The 21,828-nt window shown below is 74.5% G+C and carries 17 protein-coding genes; 7 read left to right on the top strand and 10 right to left on the bottom strand.

What is annotated here, in order from left to right; genetic code table 11:
• Positions 1-105 precede the first annotated feature (105 nt).
• The gene (locus ACH4FX_RS39730) at positions 106-732 is read right to left on the bottom strand and encodes an NUDIX domain-containing protein (RefSeq protein ID WP_398486387.1); all 627 of its coding nucleotides are present in this window, start codon (positions 730-732) and stop codon (positions 106-108) included.
• Positions 733-868: 136 nt separating this feature from the next.
• The gene (locus ACH4FX_RS39725; protein ID WP_398486403.1) at positions 869-2,566 is read right to left on the bottom strand and encodes a CTP synthase; all 1,698 of its coding nucleotides are present in this window, start codon (positions 2,564-2,566) and stop codon (positions 869-871) included.
• A gap of 436 nt (positions 2,567-3,002) precedes the next feature.
• On the opposite strand from ACH4FX_RS39725, the gene ACH4FX_RS39720 reads away from it, so the two are divergent.
• Positions 3,003-4,814: a glycoside hydrolase family 15 protein gene (locus tag ACH4FX_RS39720; protein WP_398486386.1), complete on the top strand. Its 1,812-nt coding sequence runs from the start codon at positions 3,003-3,005 to the stop codon at positions 4,812-4,814.
• Between the two features lie 59 nt (positions 4,815-4,873).
• Here ACH4FX_RS39720 and ACH4FX_RS39715 read toward each other — a convergent pair whose 3' ends face one another.
• Positions 4,874-6,046 carry a beta-1,3-glucanase family protein gene (locus ACH4FX_RS39715; RefSeq protein WP_398486385.1) on the bottom strand — a complete coding sequence of 391 codons (1,173 nt, stop codon included), beginning with the start codon at positions 6,044-6,046 and terminating at the stop codon, positions 4,874-4,876.
• Entirely contained in the window at positions 6,043-7,008 is a 966-nt protein-coding gene (locus tag ACH4FX_RS39710) for a glycoside hydrolase family 16 protein (protein ID WP_398486384.1), read from the bottom strand. Before ACH4FX_RS39710 ends, ACH4FX_RS39715 begins: the two co-directional genes overlap by 4 nt.
• Positions 7,009-7,181: 173 nt before the next feature.
• Between ACH4FX_RS39710 and ACH4FX_RS39705 the strand changes: the two genes are divergently transcribed.
• Together ACH4FX_RS39705 and ACH4FX_RS39700 are read left to right on the top strand one after the other, a co-directional pair.
• Positions 7,182-8,219: a LacI family DNA-binding transcriptional regulator gene (locus tag ACH4FX_RS39705; RefSeq protein WP_398486383.1), complete on the top strand. Its 1,038-nt coding sequence runs from the start codon at positions 7,182-7,184 to the stop codon at positions 8,217-8,219.
• 262 nt (positions 8,220-8,481) lie between these two features.
• The gene (locus ACH4FX_RS39700) at positions 8,482-10,107 is read left to right on the top strand and encodes a PucR family transcriptional regulator (RefSeq protein WP_398486382.1); all 1,626 of its coding nucleotides are present in this window, start codon (positions 8,482-8,484) and stop codon (positions 10,105-10,107) included.
• 324 nt (positions 10,108-10,431) lie between these two features.
• On the opposite strand, the gene ACH4FX_RS39695 is transcribed toward ACH4FX_RS39700, so the two are convergent.
• From ACH4FX_RS39695 to recN, 3 genes are all read right to left on the bottom strand, one after another.
• Positions 10,432-11,574, bottom strand: coding sequence for a glycosyltransferase family 4 protein (locus ACH4FX_RS39695; RefSeq protein WP_398486381.1), 1,143 nt, complete (start codon positions 11,572-11,574; stop codon positions 10,432-10,434).
• Between the two features lie 263 nt (positions 11,575-11,837).
• Positions 11,838-12,620 (bottom strand): hypothetical protein, encoded by a 783-nt coding sequence (locus tag ACH4FX_RS39690; protein WP_398486380.1) that lies wholly within the window; start codon positions 12,618-12,620, stop codon positions 11,838-11,840.
• Between the two features lie 110 nt (positions 12,621-12,730).
• Positions 12,731-14,458 carry a DNA repair protein RecN gene (gene recN / locus ACH4FX_RS39685; RefSeq protein WP_398486402.1) on the bottom strand — a complete coding sequence of 576 codons (1,728 nt, stop codon included), beginning with the start codon at positions 14,456-14,458 and terminating at the stop codon, positions 12,731-12,733.
• A gap of 177 nt (positions 14,459-14,635) precedes the next feature.
• Here recN and ACH4FX_RS39680 point away from each other — a divergent pair, with 177 nt between their 5' ends.
• The 3 genes from ACH4FX_RS39680 to ACH4FX_RS39670 all read left to right on the top strand — a co-directional run bounded on the left by ACH4FX_RS39680 (position 14,636) and on the right by ACH4FX_RS39670 (position 19,121).
• Positions 14,636-16,288 carry an ABC transporter permease gene (locus ACH4FX_RS39680; protein WP_398486379.1) on the top strand — a complete coding sequence of 551 codons (1,653 nt, stop codon included), beginning with the start codon at positions 14,636-14,638 and terminating at the stop codon, positions 16,286-16,288.
• A 342-nt stretch (positions 16,289-16,630) separates the two neighbouring features.
• The gene (locus tag ACH4FX_RS39675; RefSeq protein ID WP_398486378.1) at positions 16,631-18,109 is read left to right on the top strand and encodes a S41 family peptidase; all 1,479 of its coding nucleotides are present in this window, start codon (positions 16,631-16,633) and stop codon (positions 18,107-18,109) included.
• 49 nt (positions 18,110-18,158) lie between these two features.
• Complete coding sequence (locus ACH4FX_RS39670) at positions 18,159-19,121, top strand: lysostaphin resistance A-like protein (protein WP_398486377.1); 963 nt, start codon at positions 18,159-18,161, stop codon at positions 19,119-19,121.
• A gap of 48 nt (positions 19,122-19,169) precedes the next feature.
• Here ACH4FX_RS39670 and ACH4FX_RS39665 read toward each other — a convergent pair whose 3' ends face one another.
• The 3 genes from ACH4FX_RS39665 to ACH4FX_RS39655 are packed head-to-tail and all read right to left on the bottom strand — an operon-like array spanning position 19,170 to position 21,401.
• A complete protein-coding gene (locus ACH4FX_RS39665; RefSeq protein WP_398486376.1) occupies positions 19,170-20,159 on the bottom strand; it encodes an NAD kinase in 990 nt (329 codons plus the stop codon).
• A complete protein-coding gene (locus ACH4FX_RS39660) occupies positions 20,156-20,971 on the bottom strand; it encodes a TlyA family RNA methyltransferase (RefSeq protein ID WP_398486375.1) in 816 nt (271 codons plus the stop codon). The genes ACH4FX_RS39665 and ACH4FX_RS39660 overlap by 4 nt, the downstream gene beginning before the upstream one ends.
• 7 nt (positions 20,972-20,978) lie before the next feature.
• Positions 20,979-21,401: a hypothetical protein gene (locus tag ACH4FX_RS39655; protein ID WP_398486374.1), complete on the bottom strand. Its 423-nt coding sequence runs from the start codon at positions 21,399-21,401 to the stop codon at positions 20,979-20,981.
• A gap of 76 nt (positions 21,402-21,477) precedes the next feature.
• On the opposite strand from ACH4FX_RS39655, the gene ACH4FX_RS39650 reads away from it, so the two are divergent.
• Entirely contained in the window at positions 21,478-21,825 is a 348-nt protein-coding gene (locus ACH4FX_RS39650; RefSeq protein WP_398486373.1) for a sterol-binding protein, read from the top strand.
• Positions 21,826-21,828 lie beyond the last annotated feature (3 nt).

Raw genomic sequence — 21,828 nt, 5'->3', positions numbered from 1 at the left:
AGTTCACGACCCGTCACGCGCCCGGTGGAGCACGACGGTTGGGTCACCCGTCCGGATCAGATCATCATCGGACCGCAGGGGCGCGGACGGGTGACGCGGCGGCGCTCACGCCTCGAACGGGCGGGCCGGCCACGGCGCGTCGGCCGGGCGCAGCGCGTCCAGGCCCTCCCCCGCCCGGGCGGCGGCCAGCGCGAGGACCCCGACCACCAGGCAGTTGTTGTGCAGTTCGCCGGCGAGCGCGCCGCGCACCAGGTCGGCGACCGGTACCCGCGCCAGCTCCATGTCGGCCTCCTCCTCGGACACCTCGAAGCGCTCGCCCTCCACCTCGGACAGCTCCCGGGCCAGGAAGATCCGTACGGCCTCGTCGCAGCCGCCGGGAGTGGTGTAGACGTCGGTCAGCACCCGCCAGTCCTCGGCCTTGACGTGGGCTTCCTCGTACAGCTCGCGCTGCACCGCGCGCAGCGGGTGCTCGCCGGGGACGTCCAGCAGCCCGGCCGGGATCTCCCAGAGCTTGTGCCGCACGGGGTGGCGGTACTGGCGCAGGACCAGCACCCGGTCCTCCTCGTCGAGCGCGACGACGGCCACCGAGCCGGGGTGGACCTGATAGTCGCGGGTGGCCGTGGAGCCGTCCGGCATGACGACCTCGTCCGTGCGCATGCTGGTCTTCTTGCCGGTGAAGGGCGTCGCGGTCGCGGTGACCCGCCACGCTTCCGGGGTGTCCTGGATGGCCATGTACGTGTACGTCCTTCCGCAAAGCAGTCGACCGGGGCACCCGGCCGGGAAAGGCCGGGCACCCCGGTCAACGGTACCCGTCGGCGATCCGCCCACCCCGCCCGTTCGCAGGTGAGGGGGCGGACCGCCGGCCGGGTCAGGCCTTGGCGGCCTTCTTGCCGCCGGCCGCCGCGCCGGTCTTGCGCTCGACGGCCGCCTTCACCAGGCCGGCGAAGAGCGGGTGCGGGCGGGTCGGGCGGGAGCGCAGCTCCGGGTGCGCCTGGGTGGCGACCAGGTAGGGGTGCACCTCGCGCGGGTACTCGACGTACTCCACCAGCTTGTTGTCCGGGGAGGTGCCGGAGAAGACCAGTCCGGCCTTCTTCTCCAGCTCGCCGCGGTAGGCGTTGTTGACCTCGTAGCGGTGGCGGTGGCGCTCCTCGACGTACGGCTGGTCGTCGTAGACCTCGCGCACGATCGAGCCCTCGGCCAGCTTGGCCGGGTACATGCCCAGTCGCATGGTGCCGCCCATGTCGCCCTCGCCGGCGACGATGTCCATCTGCTCGGCCATGGTGGAGATGACCGGGTCGGCGGCGGCCGGGTCGAACTCGGTGGAGTTCGCGCCCTCGATGCCGGCCAGGTTGCGGGCCGCCTCGATGACCACGCACTGCAGGCCCAGGCAGAGGCCCAGCAGCGGGAGCTTGTTCTCGCGGGCGTAGGTGATGGCGCCGACCTTGCCGTCCACGCCGCGGTCGCCGAAGCCGCCGGGAATGCAGACCGCGTCGCAGTCGGCGAGCTGCTGCTTGGCGCCGGCCGGGGTCTTGCAGTCGTCGGAGGTGACCCACTTGATCTTGACGCGGGCCTTGTTGGCGAAGCCGCCGGCGCGCAGCGCCTCGGTGACCGACAGGTAGGCGTCGGGCAGGTCGATGTACTTGCCGACCAGCGCGACCTTCACCTCGTGGTCCGGGTTGTGCACCCGGTCCAGCAGGTCGGCCCAGACGGTCCAGTCCACGTCGCGGAACGGCAGGTCCAGCTTGCGCACGACATACGCGTCCAGGCCCTCGGCGTGCACGACCTTGGGGATGTCGTAGATGGAGGGGGCGTCCGGACAGGCGATGACGGCGGCCTCGTCCACGTCGCACATCAGCGAGATCTTGCGCTTGATGGCGGTGGGCACCTCGCGGTCGGCGCGCAGCACGATCGCGTCCGGCTGGATGCCGATGTTGCGCAACGCCGCGACCGAGTGCTGGGTCGGCTTGGTCTTCAGCTCGCCGGAGGGGCCGATGTAGGGCAGCAGCGAGATGTGCACGACGAAGACGTTGTCCCGGCCGACCTCGTGGCGGACCTGGCGGACGGTCTCCAGGAACGGCAGCGACTCGATGTCGCCGACCGTGCCGCCGACCTCGGTGATCACGACGTCGACGTCGTCGTGGGCCAGCCGGCGGATGCGGTGCTTGATCTCGTTGGTGATGTGCGGGATGACCTGCACGGTGTCGCCCAGGTACTCGCCGCGCCGCTCCTTGGCGATCACGGTGTTGTAGACCTGGCCGGTGGTGACGTTCGCCGAGCCGTCGAGGTCGACGTCCAGGAAGCGCTCGTAGTGGCCGATGTCCAGATCGGTCTCGGCGCCGTCGTTGGTGACGAAGACCTCACCGTGCTGGAACGGGTTCATCGTGCCGGGGTCGACGTTCAGGTACGGGTCGAGCTTCTGCATGGTGACCCGCAGGCCCCGCGCCTTGAGCAGCGCACCCAGGCTGGAGGCGGTCAGGCCCTTGCCGAGCGAGGAGGCGACGCCCCCGGTGACGAAGAGGTGCTTGGTCGTCGAGGCTTTGCTGTTTCGAAAAGCAGCGGGCGGCATGGCCAAGAGGGGGCTCCCGTGGTCGCGTGGTGAAGAGGTGCGGATCGGCCGCGCCCTGCGGTTGTCAGGGGTGCCGTCGCTGCGGTCGGGGGTGCCGTGTGACTTGCGCCGGGCCCACCGGTCCACGGGGTACCAGGCTATCAGCGACCGGGCATGGTCGCGCCCGGCGACGCTCGCGCCACCCGGGTGGGGCCGCTCCGCACCGGGCGCGCGGCGCCCCGCGTGACCCAGGCCACCCGTTCGGCGCAGTGCCGTCTTCCCGCAGCGGCAAGCGGATCACTGCCGTGCGTCGTATCCTGCTCGGACACTCGCCACGAGCCGTCCGGCAAGGCACCACCCCCGCCCGATTTCCGGACTCGCTGCTCGGCAGAGTTTCATGGGCAGGACGGACAAGATCACACGTCCCATGGGGGGCGTCACTCCAGTTCGACGGGAGATGCACGTGGCCGGGCGCATCGAGGACTACGCACTCATCGGCGATATGCAGACCGCCGCTCTTGTGTGCCGGGACGGCACGGTGGATTGGCTGTGCCTGCCCCGCTTCGACTCACCCGCGGTCTTCGCAGGACTGCTGGGCACGGAAGAGAACGGTTTCTGGCGGCTGGGGCCCGCGTACGGCCCCGAAGGCGCGCCGGTGCCCGCGGACCGCCGCCGCTACCGGGGCGACTCGCTCGTCCTGGAGTCCGAGTGGGACACCCCGCGCGGCACGGTGCGGGTCATCGACTTCATGCCGCCGCGCGAGGGCGCGGCGCCGCAGCTGATCCGCATCGTCGAGGGCGTCAGCGGCCGGGTGCCGATGCGCTCGGCGCTGCGCATGCGGTTCTCGTACGGCTGGGTGGTGCCGTGGGTCCACAAGGTGGACGAGCGCACCGTCGCGGTCGCCGGGCCCGACTCCGTGTGGCTGGACACGGACGCCGAGACCTACGGCAAGGACCTGACCACGTACGCCGACTTCACGGTCGGCCCGGGCGAGCGGATCGCCTTCACGATCAGCTGGCAGCCCTCGCACAGCCGCCCGCCGGGCGTGCCGGAGCCGGAGGCGGCGCTGGAGGCGACCGAGGACTTCTGGCGCGAGTGGGTCGACCACTGCACGTACCACGGCCCGTACCGGGACGCGGTGGTGCGCTCGCTGATCACGCTCAAGGCGCTCACGTACGCGCCGACCGGCGGCATCGTCGCGGCGCCCACCACCTCGCTGCCCGAGGACATCGGCGGCTCGCGCAACTGGGACTACCGCTTCACCTGGCTGCGGGACGCGGCGATCACCCTGTCCTCGCTGCTGCGCACCGGCTACCGCGAAGAGGCCCGCGCCTGGCGCGAGTGGCTGCTGCGCGCGGTGGCCGGCGACCCGGAGAACCTCCAGATCATGTACGGGATCGCGGGCGAGCGGGAGCTGGGCGAGAACGAGCTGACCTGGCTGACCGGATACGAGGGCTCCCGGCCGGTGCGGGTCGGCAACGGCGCCGCCGGACAGCTCCAGCTGGACGTGTACGGCGAGGTCACCGAGGCGCTGCACCTGGCGCACAACACGGGCCTGGCCCGCAACGACTACGCCTCGCTGCTCCAGCTGAAGCTGATCCAGTGGGTGGAGAAGCACTGGGACGAGCCGGACGAGGGCATCTGGGAGGTGCGCGGCCCGCGCCGGCACTTCGTGCACTCCAAGGTGATGACCTGGGTGGCGGTGGACCGCACGATCAAGCTGATCGAGTCCGGTGACGTGGACGGCCCGCTGGACCGCTGGCGGCAGCTGCGCGAGACGATCCACCGGGAGGTGTGCAAAAAGGGGTACGACAAGGAGCGCAACACCTTCACGCAGTCCTACGGCTCCCAGGAGCTGGACGCCTCGCTGCTGCTGATCCCGCAGATGGGCTTCCTGCCGCCGGACGACAAGCGGGTGATCGGCACCATCGAGGCCATCCAGCGGGAGCTGGGCACCGAGGACGGCTTCATCCTGCGCTACCCGACCTCGGGCGAGGACGCGGGCGTGGACGGTCTGGAGGGCGACGAGGGCGCCTTCCTGGCGTGCTCGTTCTGGCTGGCCGACGACCTGGCGATGATCGGCCGGGTCGAGGAGGCCCGGATTCTGTTCGAGAAGCTGCTCTCGCTCCGCAACGACCTGGGCCTGCTGGCCGAGGAGTGGGACTCCCGGCTCCAGCGGCAGGTCGGCAACTTCCCGCAGGCGTTCAGTCACGTTCCGCTGATCGACACCGCGCTGCGGCTGACGGCCAGCGGGGCGTACGGCGGGTAGCGGCGGACGGGTGAGGGGCCACGGCGGTGCCGTGGCCCCTCGTCGTGTGTCCGGGCGGCTCAGAAGGGCGTCAGCGTGAGGGTCATCTCGCGCGGCGCGCCGTCCTCGATGTACGGGGCGAAGTTGCCCACGTCGTCGAAGGCGAAGCCGTACGCCTTGCCGTCGGCGGATTCGGCGTGCAGGACCCGTGCGTAGTGGTTGGCGAGCTGCCCCTTGTAGAAGGTGGCCGGGTCGGTGGTGGGCTGGGCGGCGTGGTCGGCGAGGGTGGCGCGGTTGAGGGCGGCGCCGAGCACCGCGGCGACCGGCCCGCGCAGCCCGTCGTTGGGGGCCTGCAGGGCGCCGTGGCAGAAGAGCACGTCGCGGGTGGAGGGCTTGGCTATGGAGAACTGGCCGGGTCCCCGGAAGGTGAACTGGTTGCCGCTGACCCGGCCGGTGAAGGTGCCCCGGTTGGTGGTGACCCTCAGGTCCTTGGCGGTGTACGCGTTCCAGGAACGGTCGATGTACGGCGCGAAGTAGTTCCGGTCGAACAGTCCGGCGTCCAGGCCGTGGCTGGGCGCGATGACGCGCTTGTCGCCGACGACCAGCTTGCCGAAGCCCGGGGCGCGGCCGACCTCGGAGAAGATGCGGGCGCGGGCACCGGACTTGAGCGTCCCGGCCGTCTGGTCCCTGGCGCCGACCAGGCGGATGGCCATCGGGACGCTGAACATGTCGACCATCGTGGTGTTGCAGTGCATACCGGCTTGGTCGTACGTGAACTCCGCGCAGTCGTGCACGATCGGGTAGTTGGGGTCGCCGGACACCCACCCCGCGGGGTAGGCCAGCGCGGGCCTGCCGTTGCCGTCCGGTACGGCCTTGAACTTGAGCTTGCTGCCGAGCGCCACGTAGATGCGCCCGGACATGCGCGGGACGCGCAGGGTCGTGGTGCCGTTCGCGGCGAGCGGTATGCCGTAGTCGGTGAAGCCGTCCGGGCGGTTGTCGGACAGGGCGACGGGCTTGGTCTCGCCGCTCGCGGTGACCCGTACCTGCTGGCCGCCGGTGTTGCCGACGATGTAGATCCAGACGGCGTTGTTGGCGTAGCGGCCGGTGCGGTTGACGATGTGCAGCGGCAGTCCGGCCGCCGCCGCGCCGCCGGCGGGAGCGGCTCCGGCGGTGTTGCCCAGGAGGAGACCGGCACCGGCTCCGGCGGCGGCGCCCGCGGCGAGGCCGCCGAGCAGGGTACGACGGGAGATCATGCGGTGGCTCCTTGCTGTACGGAGACGGACACGTGGTCGACGAGCAGGGAGCCGCCGGGGCGCGTCGCGTCGGTGGGCGTCGCGCGGCCCGCGACGCCGTCCGGGAAGGCGCCGCCCATCGCGAGGTTGAGCAGGATGAAGTGGCCGTGGTGGGTGGTCCGGGCCCAGGTGCCGGCGTCCATGTCGGCGGAGCTGACGGTGTGGAAGCGCTGCCCGTCCACGGACCAGTGCAGGTATTCGGTGGACCCGGTGCGGTCCAGTTCCAGGGCGTAGGTGTGGAAACCGGCCTGGCAGGAGGCGCCGGGGCAGACGCGTGAATTGCCGCGGCCCTGGGACTCGTTGCAGGGGCCGCCGGGGTTGACGCCGCAGTGCAGCACACCCCAGACGCGGTTGATCCCGTTGACGTTCTCCATGATGTCGTACTCGCCGATGCCCGGCCAGTTCCAGTAGTTGCCGCGGAAGGCGGCGCCGAGCGTCCAGAACGCCGGCCAGTAGCCGAGCGCGGCGTCGCCGGAGACGTCGGGCATCTTGATGCGCGCCTCGATGCGCAGCTTGCCGTGGGCCGGGGCGGCGAAGTCGGTGCGGCGGGTCTCGATGCGGCCCGAGGTCCAGGTGCCGTTCTTCTTCAGGGCGGTGATCTTCAGATGTCCGGCGCCGTCGAGTTGCAGGTTCTCGGGGCGGTCGGTGTAGGTCTGGCGTTCGCCGGTGCCCCAGTTGGCGGGGCCGCCCGGGTAGCCGGTGCCGGTGTCGGTGATCCAGTCGGCGGTTGACGGGCGGGCGCCGGCGGGGCCGTCGAAGTCGGTGCGCCACACCTCCGCGAACCGCGCCGCCGGTTCACCGGCCGATGCGGCGGGCTGGACGGGAGGCCAGGCGAGGACGAGGGCGAAGGCGGCGCCGAGCGAACCGAGCACTGCCGCGGTTCTGCCCCGGAGCCGCTTCCGGGCGGGTATTTTCGCGTTCATGACATGTGCTCCTCGGCGAGGTGGGGCGATGAGGAGTTCCGTGTGCGCACGCGGCCTGGGAGCATTGAGAGCGCTCTCACGCCGTGTCGGGGCACACAGTGCCGATTTCCCGGCGGGCCGTCAAGGTTTGGGGCCGCCAAAGGGGTTGGCCCGATTTCGACTTCGGGGGTTGAATGGTGCATACATCGAAAGACCGGCGGCCGACGCTGGAGGCGGTCGCCGCCCGGGCCGGCGTCTCGCGCGCCACGGTCTCCCGGGTGGTCAACGGCGGCGCCGGGGTCCGCGACGAGGTGCGGGAACGGGTCCGGCGCGCGATCACGGACCTGGGGTACGTACCGAACAGCGCGGCCCGCTCGCTGGTGACCCGCCGTACCGGCGCGGTCGCCGTGGTGATCGCCGAGCCGGAGACCCGGGTCTTCGCCGACCCGTTCTTCGGCCGTCAACTGCGCGGAATCAGCCGGGAACTGTCCGCCGCCGACACCCAGCTGCTGCTCCTCCTCCAGGAGACCCGCGCCGACCACGAGCGCATCGGCCGCTACCTGTCCGCCGGCCACGCCGACGGCGTGCTGATGTTCTCGCTGCACCGCGACGACCCGCTGCCCGCGATGGCCGAGGCGTCCGGCCTGCCCACGGTCTACGGCGGCCGTCCCGGCTGGGCGGGCGCCGAGCGCGCGCTGTACGTCGACACCGACAACCGCGACGGCGCCCGGCAGGCCGTACGCCACCTCCGCACCCGGGGGTGCCGCCGGATCGCGGTGATCACCGGGCCGCTCGACCAGACCTCCGCCCAGGACCGCCTGGAGGGCTACCACGACGCCCTGGCCCCCGCGGCGCCCGATCCCCGGCTGACCGCGGACGGCGGCTTCACCGCCCGGGGCGGCGAGCGCGCCATGGCCGATCTGCTGGCCGCCGCACCGGACCTGGACGGCGTCTTCGCCTGCTCCGACCTGATGGCCTCCGGCGCCCTGCGGACGCTGCGCGCACACGGCCGGCGGGTGCCGGAGGACGTGGCCGTGGTGGGCTACGACGACCTCGATCCCGCAGCCTGGACGGACCCGCCGCTGACCACGGTGCGCCAGGACGTGGAGCAGATGGGCCGCCTGATGGCCCGGCTGCTGCTCCGGCGCCTGGCGGTGGGCCCGGGGACCGCCGGGGAGGGGCTGTCCCCGGTGGTCACGGCGGCGACGCTGGTGGTGAGGGAGTCGGCGTGAGCGGGGCGGGGGACGGGCCTGCGGACGGGCGGGGAGGCCGGGTGAGCACGCTTGCGGGCGGGCGGAGGCTGAGGGCAAGCGCGCCCGCGGGCAGGCGGAGGCTGCGGGCAGCGCGCTTGGGGGCGGATGGAGGCTGTGGGCAGCGCGTTCGCAAGCGGCCGAGGAGCCCGGTGAGCGCGTCTGCGGGCGGCCGGGGGCTCCGGGCAAGCGCGCCCGCGGCCCGGTCCGTCCGGATAACGGACTGCGGGTACCGTTCGACGCCATGGGGCCGGAAGCGAAGATCGAAGCGGTGATCACGGTACGCAGGGCGCTGGAGCTGCCCGCGCTGCGGCGCGGACTGCCCGAGGTGGTGGCCGGCGAGGACCGCCTCGACCGCGCCGTGCGCTGGGTGCACGCGGGCGAGGTGCCGCACATCGCCTCGCTCCTCAAGGGCGGCGAGCTGCTGCTGACCACCGGCCTCGGTCTGGGGACCCGGCCCTCCGAACAGCGCGCCTTCGTCCGGGAGCTGGCCGACCGCGAGATCGCCGCCCTCGTGGTGGAGCTGGGCTCGCGCTTCGACGCACTGCCTTCCGCCGTCGTCGACAGCGCGCGGGCCTGCGGACTGCCGCTGGTGCAGCTGCACCGCGAGGTGCCGTACGTCGTCGTCACCGAGGAGATCCACACCGAGCTGGTCAACAGCCACTACCTGCTGCTGCGGCAGGCCGACGAACTGCTGCGCAGCTGTACGGACGTGCTGCTGCGCGGCGGCGGCGCCCCCGAGGTGCTGCGACGGCTGGCCGCCTTCACCGGCAACCCGCTCTGCCTGGAGGCCCCCGACGGCGGTCCCCTGTACGCCGCGGGCCCGGACGACGGCGGCGCCGCGGACGCCGATCCCCTCCAGGCGTGGGAGGGGCTGCGGGAGACCGGCCTGCGGGTGGACGTGCCCGGCGGCGGGCCCGGCCCGGACGCGGTCCGCGCCCGGCTGGTCCTGCTGCCCGTCAACGGGCCCGTCGCACCGGTGCACCGGATCGCCGCCGAACGCGCCGCCGACCTGCTCGCCGTCGTGATGCTCCAGTCCCGGCAGGAAGAGGTGCTGGCCGCGCGCGGGCGCGGCGACTTCCTGGCGGACCTGGCGGAAGGCCGGATCACCGCCGGCGAGGCCCCGGCCCAGGCCCGTCTGCTGGGCTTCCGGCCGGGTGGCGAACCGATCGTGCCCGTGGTCATGCGGCTGCCCTCCCAGCTGCCCGCGCCGGGCAGCTGGGCGGTGCTGGCCCGAGCCCTGCGCGAGGAGCTGTCCGCCCTGGGCGTGCCGGTCCTGCTGGGGGTACGGCCGGTGGAGGGGCGGGTTCCGCTGCTGGTGGCGCTGCGCGCGGGGCAGGACCGTACGGCCGTCGCCGACCGGGTCGCGGAAGCGCTGCGCGCGGGCGTCGTACGGGCCGGGGCGGACCGGCCTTCGGCGCGGCGCCCGGTGGTCGTCGTCGGCGCGGCGGGCGACTGGGCGGCGGCGGGCCCCGGGCTCGGGCACGCGACGGAGGCGGCGGCCGCCGCGCAGGGCCTGCCGGAACAGCCCTGGCACGACGCGCGCCGGCTCGACATCGAGCTGCTGCTGTGGCGGATGCGCGAACACGGTGAACAGGGCGTTCTGACGGACTTCGTGGACCGCGCCATCGGTCCGCTCCTGGTACACGACCGGTCCGCCCGCCAGCCGCTGCTGCCGACGCTGGAGGCGTACCTGGCCAGCGCCGGACGCAAGGCGGAGACGGCACGCGACCTCAACGTCAACCGGCAGACGCTGTACGACCGGCTGGCCCGGATCGCCCAGCTGCTGAGCACGGACCTGGACGACCCGCAAACGGTCCTCGGACTACGGCTGGCCCTACGGGCCAGGAGGCACACGGAACGGGCGTGAGGCCCGGGTTCGTACGGGCGTGAACGCGGGCCGGCACCTGACGTGGGCGCGCGCCTCGTACCGAGCCCGGTCACGCCCGTAGCGTCTCGGTTACCGGGCCGATGCCCAGCGCCGGCAGGACGCCATCGGCGCACCCGGGAGCGCCGCAGCCACTGGAGCAGCCGTACGGCCAGGAAGGCGGCGTCCCGGCGCTGCTGGGCCGCCGCCGGCCCGATCGCGGGCGAGTCATGACGCGCGCGGTGCCGGGCGGCTCCCCCGCCGCCACCTGCGCGGGGACCCCGGTTTCCGGGCCGCCCGAAGTCTTGTGCGCAGGCCCCCGCCGGGTCAGCGCTCCCGCCGCTGCATCAGCTCGTCGTACACGCTCAGCACCTGGGCCACCGTGGCGTCCTCGGTCGGCCAGCCCGCGGCCTGCGCGCGGCCGGCCGCGGCGAGCGCGTCGCGGCGGGCGGGGTCGGCGAGCAGGTCCAGGACCGTACGGGCCAGGGCGGCGGCGTCTCCGTACGGGACCAGCTCGGCGGCGCGGCCGACCAGTTCGCGGGTGCCGCCGACATCGGTGGCCACCAGGGGGACCCCGGCCCGCAGCGCCTCCTGGGCGATCAGCGAGCGGGCCTCCCAGCGGCTGGGCAGCACCAGGAGGTCGGCGGCGGCGAGGAGTTCGGGCACGTCGTCGCGGCGGCCGAGCAGCCGCACCGGCAGCCCTTCGGCGTCGATGCGCCGCTGGAGCGCCGCCCGCTGCCCGCCCTCCCCCGCGACCGCGACCATCGGCTGCGGGTCCAGGGAGCACCAGGCGTGCGCCGCGTCCAGCAGCAGGTCGTGTCCCTGGTGCGCCTCCAGCCGGCCGACGACGAGGATCAAGGGGCGGTCCACCGCGCCCAGTTCGGCCCGCTGCTTGTGGGCGGGGCGGTCCTCCGCCGTGAGCGGGCGGGCGCACGGACGGGGCGCGGGGATCGCGACGGGCGCCAGGCGCGCGTCGCGGGCGCCGCGCTCGCGCGCCCGGTCCACCAGGTCCGAACAGGCGCCCAGGACGACCGCGGCGGCCCGGGCCACGCGCCGTTCCAGCAGGTGGACGAGGCGGGCCCGGGGGCCGTCCGTATGCGCCTTGGTGTGCCAGGTGACCACGAGGGGCACCCGGCGGCCCCGCGGGCCCTGGAGGGCCAGCGAGGCGCGCAGGCCCGCCCGGAGGCCGTGCGCGTGCACGAGGTCGGCGCTCCCGCAGGCGGTGCGGAGCGAGGTCACGCTCACCGGGTCGGCACGCGGCGGGACCGGTACGAACCGGGCGCCCGCGTCCGTGTAGTCGTACGTGTCCTCGGCGTCGGGCGAGGCACACACCGTGACCTTGATGCCCCGGGCCACCAGCCCGGCGGCCAGCGAACGGACGTGGGCGGCGCTGCCCGCGCTGCCGCGGCCCAGCACCTGGACCGTGCGCAGCGGCGGCTGTCCGTGCGGCGGGGCCGGGATGCTGGTCACGTGGGCGGTGCTCCATGGGTCGGTGGCGGGCCGGGCGGCGCGCCGCGGGTTCCGCCGCCGCCCGGGGCGGGGCCCGGACGCGGCGCGGCCGTGCGCGCCGAACGCGCTGGCCCCAGGATGCCAGCCCGTGCTGAGCGTCCGGCACCGCCGACGAGCCGTTCCAAAGGCACACTTCGCCCATACGCCCATGTGACCACCCATATGGGCGACTACCGGCCCACTCCTCCGGCCCAGCGGCAGTGACCTGGTGCGGGGTCCCTCCGTTACGCGCCGACGGCGCCGGCCGCCCGGCTGACCCGGTCGCCGGCCATGGCGGCCACGACCAGGGCGGCGGCGTGCGCGGCCAGTCCCGTACGGCCGTACCCGGCGGCGACCGCGAGGCCGAGGCCCGCGCCCAGGGCGTGGGCGCCCGCGTCCCCGATCATCGTGCGCTCCCCCAGGTCGTCCACGAGGACCGCCGCCGCGGCCCCTGCCGGGGCGGCGGACAGGGACCCGGCCGGGCCGCGCCGCAGCAGCCCCGGCGCCGCCACGGCGAGCGCGGCGGCGGACGCCCGGCCCGGCCGTACGTCCACCAGGTTCACGAAGTGCGCGGCGCCCGCGATCACCACCCCGGCGAGCACCTTGTCCAGCGGCCGGTCCTTGAGCAGCGCGCCGGCGGCCAGCCCGGCCGCGCCGATGCCGAACAGTTTCACCGCACCGCTGGTCAGCTCCCCGTCCCGCAGGGCCGACAGGTGCGCCCGGAAGCCGCGCCGCGGATCGCCGGCCCCGGCGAGGTCGTCGTACACGCCGCAGCCGCCCGCCGCCAGGACGGCCAGCGCCGCCGCGCCCCTGGTACGGGCGGGCAGCCCCGGCGCGGTCACGGCAGCGGCGGCGGTGCCGAGCGCGACGGCCGGGCCGCTGTACAGGCCGACCGTGCGGCCGGCGTAGTTGGTCCGCTCCCAGCGCCCGCGCCCGCCCGGCGCCATGCTCCGGAGCCGGCCGTACGCGGCGCGGGTGACGGCCGCGGCGGCACCGAACGGCAGTCCCTTGTGCGACGTTGCGATCATGATCGCCAGCGTAGAGGGCGGGAACGGGGCCGTTCGAGGGGTCCGGGAGATCCGGGCCGCCCAGGGCGTCCGCAGCGTCCGGGGCGAAAAGCCGCTCCCGCCCGTTCGGTTCAGCGCCCGGCGCGGGCGGTTTCGAGCAGTTCCTCCGCATGGGCCCGGGCCGTCTCGGAGTCCTCCTGCCCCGCGAGCATGCGGGACAGTTCACGGACCCGCTCCTCGCCCTCCAGGACGGTGACGCCACTGCGGGTCACCGAGCCGTCGTGGGTCTTCTCCACGAGCAGCTGGCGGTCGGCGAACGCCGCGACCTGCGGGAGGTGGGTGACGACCACGACCTGCGCCGACCGGGCCAGCCGGGCCAGCCGGCGGCCGACCTCCACGGCCGCCTTGCCGCCGACCCCCGCGTCCACCTCGTCGAACAAATACGTCGGTACGGGGTCGGAACCGGCGAAGACCACCTCCACCGCGAGCATGACACGGGAGAGTTCACCGCCCGAGGCCCCCTTGGCGATCGGGCGCGGCGGCGTCCCCGGGTGCGGCGCGAGGAGGAGTTCCACCTCGTCGGCGCCGGTGGGCCCGAAGGTCACGGTCCGGCCGCCGACCTCGATGCCGTCGTGCTCGTCGGCGGTCTCGGTCTGGGTGATCCGCACGCTCACCCGGGCGTGCGGCATGGCCAGCTCGGCCAGTTCGGCCGTCACCGCGTCTGCGAATCGCTTCGCCGACGCCTCGCGGGCGTCCGTCAGCGCCTGCGCCAGCCGTCCCAGTTCCGCGCGGAGCGCGTCCCGTTCGGCCGTCAGCTCGCCGATCCGGTCGTCGTCGCCGTCCAGTTCGGCGAGCCGGGCGGCGCTCTCCTCGGCCCAGGCCAGCACGGCGCCGATGTCCGCGCCGTACTTGCGCGTCAGGTGGGTGAGGGCGGCGCGGCGCTCCTCCACGGCGGCCAGTCGCAGCGGGTCCGCGTCCAGCCCGTCCGCGTAACTGGCCAACTCCCCCGCCACGTCCGCCATCAGGATGCCGATCTCGCCCAGCCGCTCGGCGAGCGCGGACAGCGCCGGGTCGTGGCTGCGGACCGCGTCCAGCGCCCGGTGCGCGCCCGCGACCAGCGTGGTGGCGTCCACCGCCTCCAGGTCCTCGGGGTTGCCGGCGAGCGCGGCGTGCGCGGCGGCGGCCGCGGACGCCAGCGCCTCGGCATGGCCGAGCCGTTCGGCCTCGGCGGCCAGCTCGGCGTCCTCGTTCGGCTGCGGTTCGGCCGCGGCGATCTCCTCCAGGCCGAAACGCAGCAGATCGGCCTCCTGGGCGCGTTCGCGGGCCCGGGTGGTCAGCTCGTCCAGCTCGGCGGCGACGGCGCGCAGCCGGCGGTAGGCGGCGGTGTACTCGGCGAGCGGTACGGCCACCGCGTCGCCCGCGTAACGGTCCAGGGCCTGCCGCTGGCGAGCCGGGCGCAGCAGCCCCTGCTGGTCGGTCTGGCCGTGCACGGCGACCAGGTCGTCCGCCAACTCCCCCAGCAGTCCGACCGGTACGGAACGCCCGCCCACATGGGCGCGTGAGCGGCCCTCCGCCGAGACCGTGCGGCTGATCAGCAGCGTCCCGTCGTCCAGCTCGGCGCCCGCCTCCTCGGCGCGCACCGCGGCCGGTGCCGCCGGCTCCACCGCTATGCGGCCCTCCACGACCGCCGACTTGGCGCCGATCCGCACCAGGGCGGGGTCGGCGCGCCCGCCGAGCAGCAGCCCGAGGCTGGTGACGACCATGGTCTTGCCCGCGCCCGTTTCGCCGGTCACCGCCGTGAAACCCGGCGACAGCTCGACGACGGCATCGTCAATGACGCCCAGGGACCTGATCCGCATCTCCTCCAACACGGATACGACCTTACGAGGTCCCGGGCCCGCCCCGCGACGGCCGCCCCTCGCCCCGGCCCTTCGTCCTGCGGAAAACCCCACCCGGGAACGGGTGGTTTCCTCATGGCGGTACCCCCGTCCCAGCCGTCACGCTGAAAAAAGAACACGATCGGAAGGGTGTGCCACATGTCCGGGGGAAGCATGGCGGGAGCCGGTGCGGCGCTGGGCCGCGCGGCGGCCGGGAGCGACGGGGTTCCGGCCGCCGGGGGCCGGGTGACCGGCATTCCGGCGGCCGGTGCCCCTGCGTCCGGCGTCCTGACGTCCGACATTTCCGTATCGGGTGGTACGGCATCCGGCATCCCGGCGTCCGACGGCCCGGTATCCGGCATCCCCGCATCGGGGGGTCCGGAGTCCGGGATCCCGACGTCAGGTGGTCCGCCATCCGGCGGTCCGGCGCGCGGCGGCCCGGCGGGCCCGCCGCCCAAAGGCCCCGCGACCAGCGGGCTGGCGCGGGCGGCGCTGCGCGGGCACCGGGCGTCCTTCACCGGCACGGTCCTCGCGGCCCTGTTCGCGGCCACCGTGGTCAGCGCCTCGACGATGCTGCTGGCCGCGACCGGCGCGGAGGGCGTCCCGGCCGAAGCCCGGCGCGCCCTGGCCGCCTCCGACGTCGGCATCATGGCCGCCGGCTTTCTGATCGTCTCGGTCTACCTCTCGGTGTTCGTGATCGCCTCGACGATGGGCACGGCCGTCACCCAGCAACACCGCGAATTCGCGATGCTGCGGGCGATCGGCGCCCGGCCGTGGCAGATCCGGCGCGCGGTCGCCGCGCAGGCCGTGGCGGCGGCGGTGCCGTCCGCGGTGGCCGGGTTCGCGCTCGGCGGGCTGCTCGCGCGCTGGTGGTTCACGGGCATGGCGGACCACGGCCTGATCCCGCCCGGCGTCGGCTTCACGTTCAGCTGGGTGGCGCTGCCCGTGTGCCTGGCGGTGGCGACGGTCACCTCGGCCCTCGCGGGCGTGCTCGCCGCGAGCCGCTTCGCCGCGCTGCGGCCCGCGCGCGCCCTGGAGGAGGCCGCCGCGGGCCGGCGCGAGCTGGGGTGGCTGCGGCTGCCGCTGGGCCTGGCCGCGGTGGCGGGCGGCGCGGTCGTCGTCACGGTCCTGGCCGGGCGGCCGGAGAAGGCGGGCGAGGGTTCCTTCCTGGTCCTGCTGCTGTTCTGCTTCGGCGTCGGTCTGCTCGGGCCCCGTATCGTCGGCCCGGTGGCCTGGCTGGTCGCCCGGTCGGCGGGCCGCCTCGGCAGCGCCGCCGAACTGGCCATGCTGAACGTGACGACCCAGTCGCGCCGCTTCTCCGCCGCCGTGGTCCCGCTGGTGCTGGTGGTCGCTTTCGGCACGACGAAGATCGCGTTGCACACCACCGCCCGGCACCACACCGGCTCCGCGGGCCCGGCGTCCTCCGTCTGGATGGACTACGTGGGCACCGGTCTGTACGCCGGCTTCGCCGCCATAGCCGCCGCCAACACCCTCGCCATGATCACCACCGAGCGCCGCCGTGACCTGGCGCTGCTGCGCCTGATCGGCACCCACCCGCGCCGGCTGCGATCCATGGCCGCCTGGGAGGCGGCCGTCGTCGCGGGCACGGCCCTGCTCCTGGGCACCGCCATCGCGCTCTGCACCCTCGCCCCGCTCCTGCGGGCCACGTACGGCAGCGCCCTGCCGTATCTGCCCTGGACGGCGGCCCTCGGCATATCCGGCGGCGTGCTCCTGCTGGCCCTGCTCGCCACCGGTCTCCCGGTCCACTTCGCCCTGCGCCGCCGCGCGACAGAGACGCTGGCGGCGGCGTGACGCGCCCCGGCTCCGCGGCCGGGCCGCAGGAGTCGGCAGGACGCGCCAAGAGGCGGGGCGGCAGAACGCGCCCTCCGCACGGCCCGGCCCATCCCAAGCGAACGACACGAAACACCAACGGGGGACGAAGCGATGACCAAGCACCGGCCTGGACCGACATCGAGGCCGAAAGCGGGACCAGCCACGGTCCCGGCCTCGGCCCCGGGGCCAAGCTCGGGACCGGCCTCGGGGCCGACCTCGGAGCGGAAATCGGGGCCGAAACCGGGGCCGCCGCCCGCACCGGCACCGTCATCGGCGCCCGCACCGGCACCCGCCCCCGCACCGACCTCGGCACCGTCAAGGATGACCGCTCGCCCCAGCACCGGACCGGCCACCACCCCCCGCCGCCCCGCCCGTCTGTCGGCTGCCGTCACCGTCCTGGCCACTGTGACCGCCCTGACCGGCGCCTGCGCGGCGCCCGTCGCGGCGCACGCGGACCGGCCCGCCCGGCCCGCGCCGGCCTCCCTGGAGGGCGTATGGCGGATGGACGGGTACGGCACCCTCGTCACGATCGAGGGGCGGCAGCTGCGGACGTACGAGACCACGGCGGTGAGCTGCCTCCCCGGCTCCGTCCGCGGCACCCGTACGGGCCTGCCGGGCCCCGGCGGGCGGATGGTCTTCGCCGTACGGGACGGGGCCCGCGTCACGGTCGCGCCGCGGAGCGACGGCGTGGCCCGCCTGAGCATCCAGGACAACGTCGGCCACCGCACCCTGCACCGGATCACCAGGCTGCCCTCCCGCTGCCACCAGCGCCCCGCGCAGGACCCCCGTACGGTCTTCGACGTCTTCTGGCGCACCTACGCCGAGAACTACCCGTTCTTCGCCGCCAAGCGAACCGACTGGGCCGCGGTCCGCGACCGTTACCGGCCGCGGGTCACGGCCCGGACCACGGACGACGAACTCTTCGCGATCCTGCGCGAGATGATCGAGCCGCTGCACGACGGGCACACCAACCTGTCCGCGGGCCCCGGCCGCGTGTACGCGGGCTCGCGGCCCGGCACAACCGTCCCCACCGCGGCCTTCCTCAAGCAGGTGGACGCGGCGATCACCGCCGGTCTCGGCCCGGGCGTCACCCGGCGGCAATGGGCCGGCGGCGCGCTCTCGTACGCCGACCTCCCCGGCCGGCTCGGCTATCTGCGCATCACGTCCTTCCACGGCTACACGGGCCGGGAGGACTACGACAGCGACCTGGCAGAGCTGGACCGCGCGTTGGACGCGGTGTTCACCAAGGCGCGTACGTCCGGCGCGCAGGGCTTGCGCGGGCTCGTCGTCGATCTCCGGCTCAACGGCGGCGGTTCGGACCGGCTCGGATTGCGCGTCGCCTCCCGGCTGACCGGCCGCCCGTACCTCGCCTACCGCAAGCACGCGCGCAACGACCCGGACGACCCACGGAAGTTCACCCCGGCGGAGCCTGTGCGGGTGCTTCCGCACGACGGCCCGCGGTACACGGGCCCGCTGGCCCTGCTGACCGGCCCGCTCACGATCAGCGCGGGCGAGACCTTCGCCCAGTCCCTGCTGGGCCGTACGCCCGCGCCGGTCCGGATCGGTGAGAACACCCAGGGCGTCTTCTCCGACACCCTGGACCGCACGCTGCCGAACGGCTGGAAGTTCGCGCTGCCGAACGAAGAGTTCCTGACCGCCGACGGCCGCACCTTCGACGGCACGGGCATACCCCCGACCGTCCGCACACCGGTCTTCGCCCCCGAGGACCTGGCGGCCCGCCGCGACCCCGCCCTGGCCCGGGCCCGCGCCCTGCTGTCCCCCGACCACCCGAAGCCATGACCTCTTCCGAAGCCATGCTCCTCCCGAAGCCGTGCCTTCTCCCAAAGCCGTGCCTTCTCCCAAAGCCGTGGCCCCGCCCGAAGCCGTGACCCGCGTACCGGCGAGGGGCGGATCGCCGCTGGCGTTCGTCGTGCTCCTGGCCGTCCTCTCCGTCCCGTTCTGGGTGGCCGGGGCCGTCTTCGACCAGACCGGCGCGCTGCCCATGGGCATGCCGGTGAGCGCGTTCCAGTTCGTTCTGCCGGTCACGGTGGCCGCGGCCCTCAGCTTCCGGGAGGAGGGCGGGCGCGGGGTACGGCGGCTGCTGAAGCGGACCGTCTCCGTGGGCGGAGCCGGCCCGTGGAGCCGGTGGGCGACCGCCGTTCTCCTGGTGCCGTCCCTGATGCTCGTCACGTACGGGCTGACGGCGCCGGCCGGGAAGCCGCCCGGCGGACCGCATTCCCCGCTCGCGTCCCTGCCGCTGCTGGTCGCCCTGTATTTCCTCGCCGCCGTGGCCGAGGAGGCGGGCTGGACGGGGTATCTCCTGCGGCCCGTGCGGGAGCGGTTCGGGACGTTCGGCGCCGGGGTGGTGATCGGGCTGGTCTGGGGCGCCTGGCACCTCGTGGCGTACGCCCAGGCGGGCCGCTCGGTCTCCTGGACCGTCGGCCAGGTGCTCGGTTCGGTGGCGGTGCGGGTCCTGATGGTCCGGCTGGTCACCGTCACCGACGGGGCCATGCTCACCGCGGTCGTCGTGCACACCACGATCAACGTCGCCCAGTCGGTGTTTCCCGGCTACCCCGACCAGCCCGCGCCCCCTCTGGTCCACGGCCTGCTGGCAGCACTCGCGGCCACAGGCACGACGCCGGCACGGGGCCCCGGCCCGACCCGCACAAGGTCACCGAAGGCTCATGCCGGCACCGGACCACCGGAGACGCATGCCCGCACAGGACCACCGGAGGCTCATGACTGCACGGAGCCACCGGAGACTCAGAACCCGCACCGGCCCACCGGGGGCTCAGCCCCGCAAACACCCTGAGCCCCCGGAAACCCCGTCCCCCTGACCGCGCGGGGCCGTCGGGCCCCGCTACTGCGGCGCCCCGCGCCACCCCGCCACCGGCAGGGCGAACTTGGCGACCAGGCGGTCCGTGAAGGAGGCGTGGTGCAGCCGGGCGAGTCGTACGGGCACCGCACCGCGGCGGACCTCGACGCGGGCGCCCGCGGGCAGTTCGACGCTCCGGCGGCCGTCGCACCACAGCACCCCGTGCGGCGTCTTGGGCTGCACCTCCACCGCCAGCACCGAGTCCGGCGAGGTGACCAGCGGCTTGGCGAACAGCGCGTGCGCGCTGATCGGCACCATCAGCAGCGCCTCGACCTCGGGCCAGACCACCGGGCCGCCCGCCGAGAAGGCGTAGGCGGTGGAGCCGGTGGGCGTCGCGCACACCACGCCGTCGCCGCCGAAGCGCGAGACGGGCCGCCCGTCGACCTCCGTGACGACCTCCAGCATCCGTTCCCGCGCCGCCTTCTCCACCGACGCCTCGTTCAGCGCCCAGTCGGTGTGCGCGATGCTGCCGTTGTTGCGGACGAGCACGTCGAGGGTCATCCGCTCCTCGACCTCGTAGGAGCGGGTGACGACCCGGTCGACGACCTTGTCCAGGTCGTCCCGTTCGGCCTCGGCGAGGAAGCCGACCCGGCCCAGGTTGACGCCGAGCATCGGCACCCCGGACGTCCGGGCGAAGTCCGCGCCGCGCAGCAGCGTGCCGTCGCCGCCGAGGACCACCAGCAGTTCGCAGCCCTCGGCCGCGCACTGCTCGGACTCCACGCGTACGACGGACGCCGGCAGCGGCAGGTCCGCGGCCTCCTCGGCCAGCACCCGTACGCCGATGCCGCTGCGCAGCAGCCCCTGGACGACGAGTTCGGCGCTGCGCACGGCCGCGGGGCGGCCGGTGTGCGCCAGCAGGAAGACGGTGCGCTGCCCGGCCGCCGCGGCCGGGCCGGTACCGTGCGCCGACGCCGCGGTACGCGCGCCGGCCGAGTCGGCCGTCCCGGCCGCTCCGGATGCTTCAGAACTGGTCAACGGGGCCCCTCCGCCACTGCTCGGTCGACGTCTGCCGGGTCCAGTGCAGCCGCCCCGGCGCGCAGCCACAGAAAGTACTCGACATTGCCGGAGGGGCCGGGCAACGGGCTCGCGGTCACCCCGGCCACCCCCAGGCCCAGCGCGGCGGCCCGCTCGGCGACGCCGCGCACCGCCTCGGCCCGCAGCTCGGCGCTGCGCACCACACCGCCGCTGCCCAGGCGCTCCTTGCCGACCTCGAACTGCGGCTTGACCATCAGCACCAGGTCGGCGTCGGGCGCGGCACAGCGCACGAGGGCGGGCAGCACCAGGCCGAGCGGGATGAAGGACAGGTCGCCGACGACGAGGTCGACGGGCACGTCGTCGATCTGCTCCAGCGTCAGTTCGCGGACGTTGGTGCGGTCCTTGACGGTGACCCGGTCGTCGCTCTGCAGCGACCAGGCGAGCTGGCCGTACCCGACGTCCACGGCGACGACGTGCCCGGCCCCGGCGCGCAGCAGCACGTCCGTGAAGCCGCCGGTGGAGGCGCCCGCGTCCAGCGCGCGGCGGCCCGCCACCTTCAGACCGAGGGGGGTGAACGCGGCGAGCGCCCCGGCCAGCTTGTGGCCGCCGCGCGAGACGTAGTCGGGGTCGCTGTCGTCGGCGCGTACGACCAGGGCCGCGCTGGTCTCCACCTGGGTGGCGGACTTGGTCGCCGTCGCCCCGGCGACGGTCACCCGCCCCGCGGCGATCAGCTGGCTCGCGTGCTCCCGCGAACGGGCCAGCTTGCGGCGCACCAGCTCCGCGTCGAGTCGGCGTCGTGCCACACCTGCCACCTGTGGTTCAGCTCCTGTTGTCGTACGTTGCGGACGGCTGCGGGGACCGGGGCGCGCCGGACGGGCCGGCGGGCCCGGGGTGCCGGTCGAGAGCGGCCAGCGTGTCGCGCAGTCCCCGGTGCACATCCTCGTACACCTCCAGGTGCCCGCTCGCGGCGAGGTGGTCGGCGTCGGCGAGGCGCCGCAGCTGGGCGTCGACGGCGGCGTCCCCGGTGGGCGTGACCACGACACCGAGCGGCTGCGGCCCGGCGGCACCGCGCGCATCCGTATCGCCCGCGTCCGCACCGTGCGCGTCCGCGCCGTCCGCATCGGTACCGCCCGCGTCCGCACCATCCGGTCGCGCGCCGTCCGGTTCCGTACCGTCCGGCACCCGCTCGTCAGGTGCCCGCCCGTCCGGCACCTCGGCCACCGGCTCTCTCGGCTCTTCCATGCCTTGACGCTACCGCGAACCACCCGCCGGCCGGGCCACCGGCCGCCCGCACCGCATCGGCGTATCGTCGATCGGGATGGCAACCCTCGAAGAGTGCCGCGCCGCTCTCGGCCGGCTCGCGCAGAACCTCTCCACCGCCAACGGCGACGTGCGCAGCGCCGCCGCCCTCGACCGTTCGCTGAGCTGCCGGATCACCGACCTGGACGTGACCTTCGTCGGCCGGCTGGCGGACGGCACCCTCCAGGACGTCACCAGCGTCCCCGGCCCACCGCCCGAACGGGCCGAGATCCGGCTCACCATGAGCGGTGACGACCTGGTGGCCCTGGTCGACGGTGAGCTGCACTTCGCCAAGGCGTGGGGCAGCGGCCGGGTCAAACTGGAGGCGGGCCTGCGCGACCTGCTCCGGCTGCGCAAGCTGCTCTGACGG

Origin of the sequence: Streptomyces sp. NPDC018019 (genome assembly GCF_044327805.1) — a bacterium.
Taxonomy (GTDB): Bacteria; Actinomycetota; Actinomycetes; order Streptomycetales; family Streptomycetaceae; genus Streptomyces.
The sequence above is the reverse complement of the archived record's forward strand: the minus strand, read 5'-3'. Positions and strand labels throughout refer to the sequence as shown.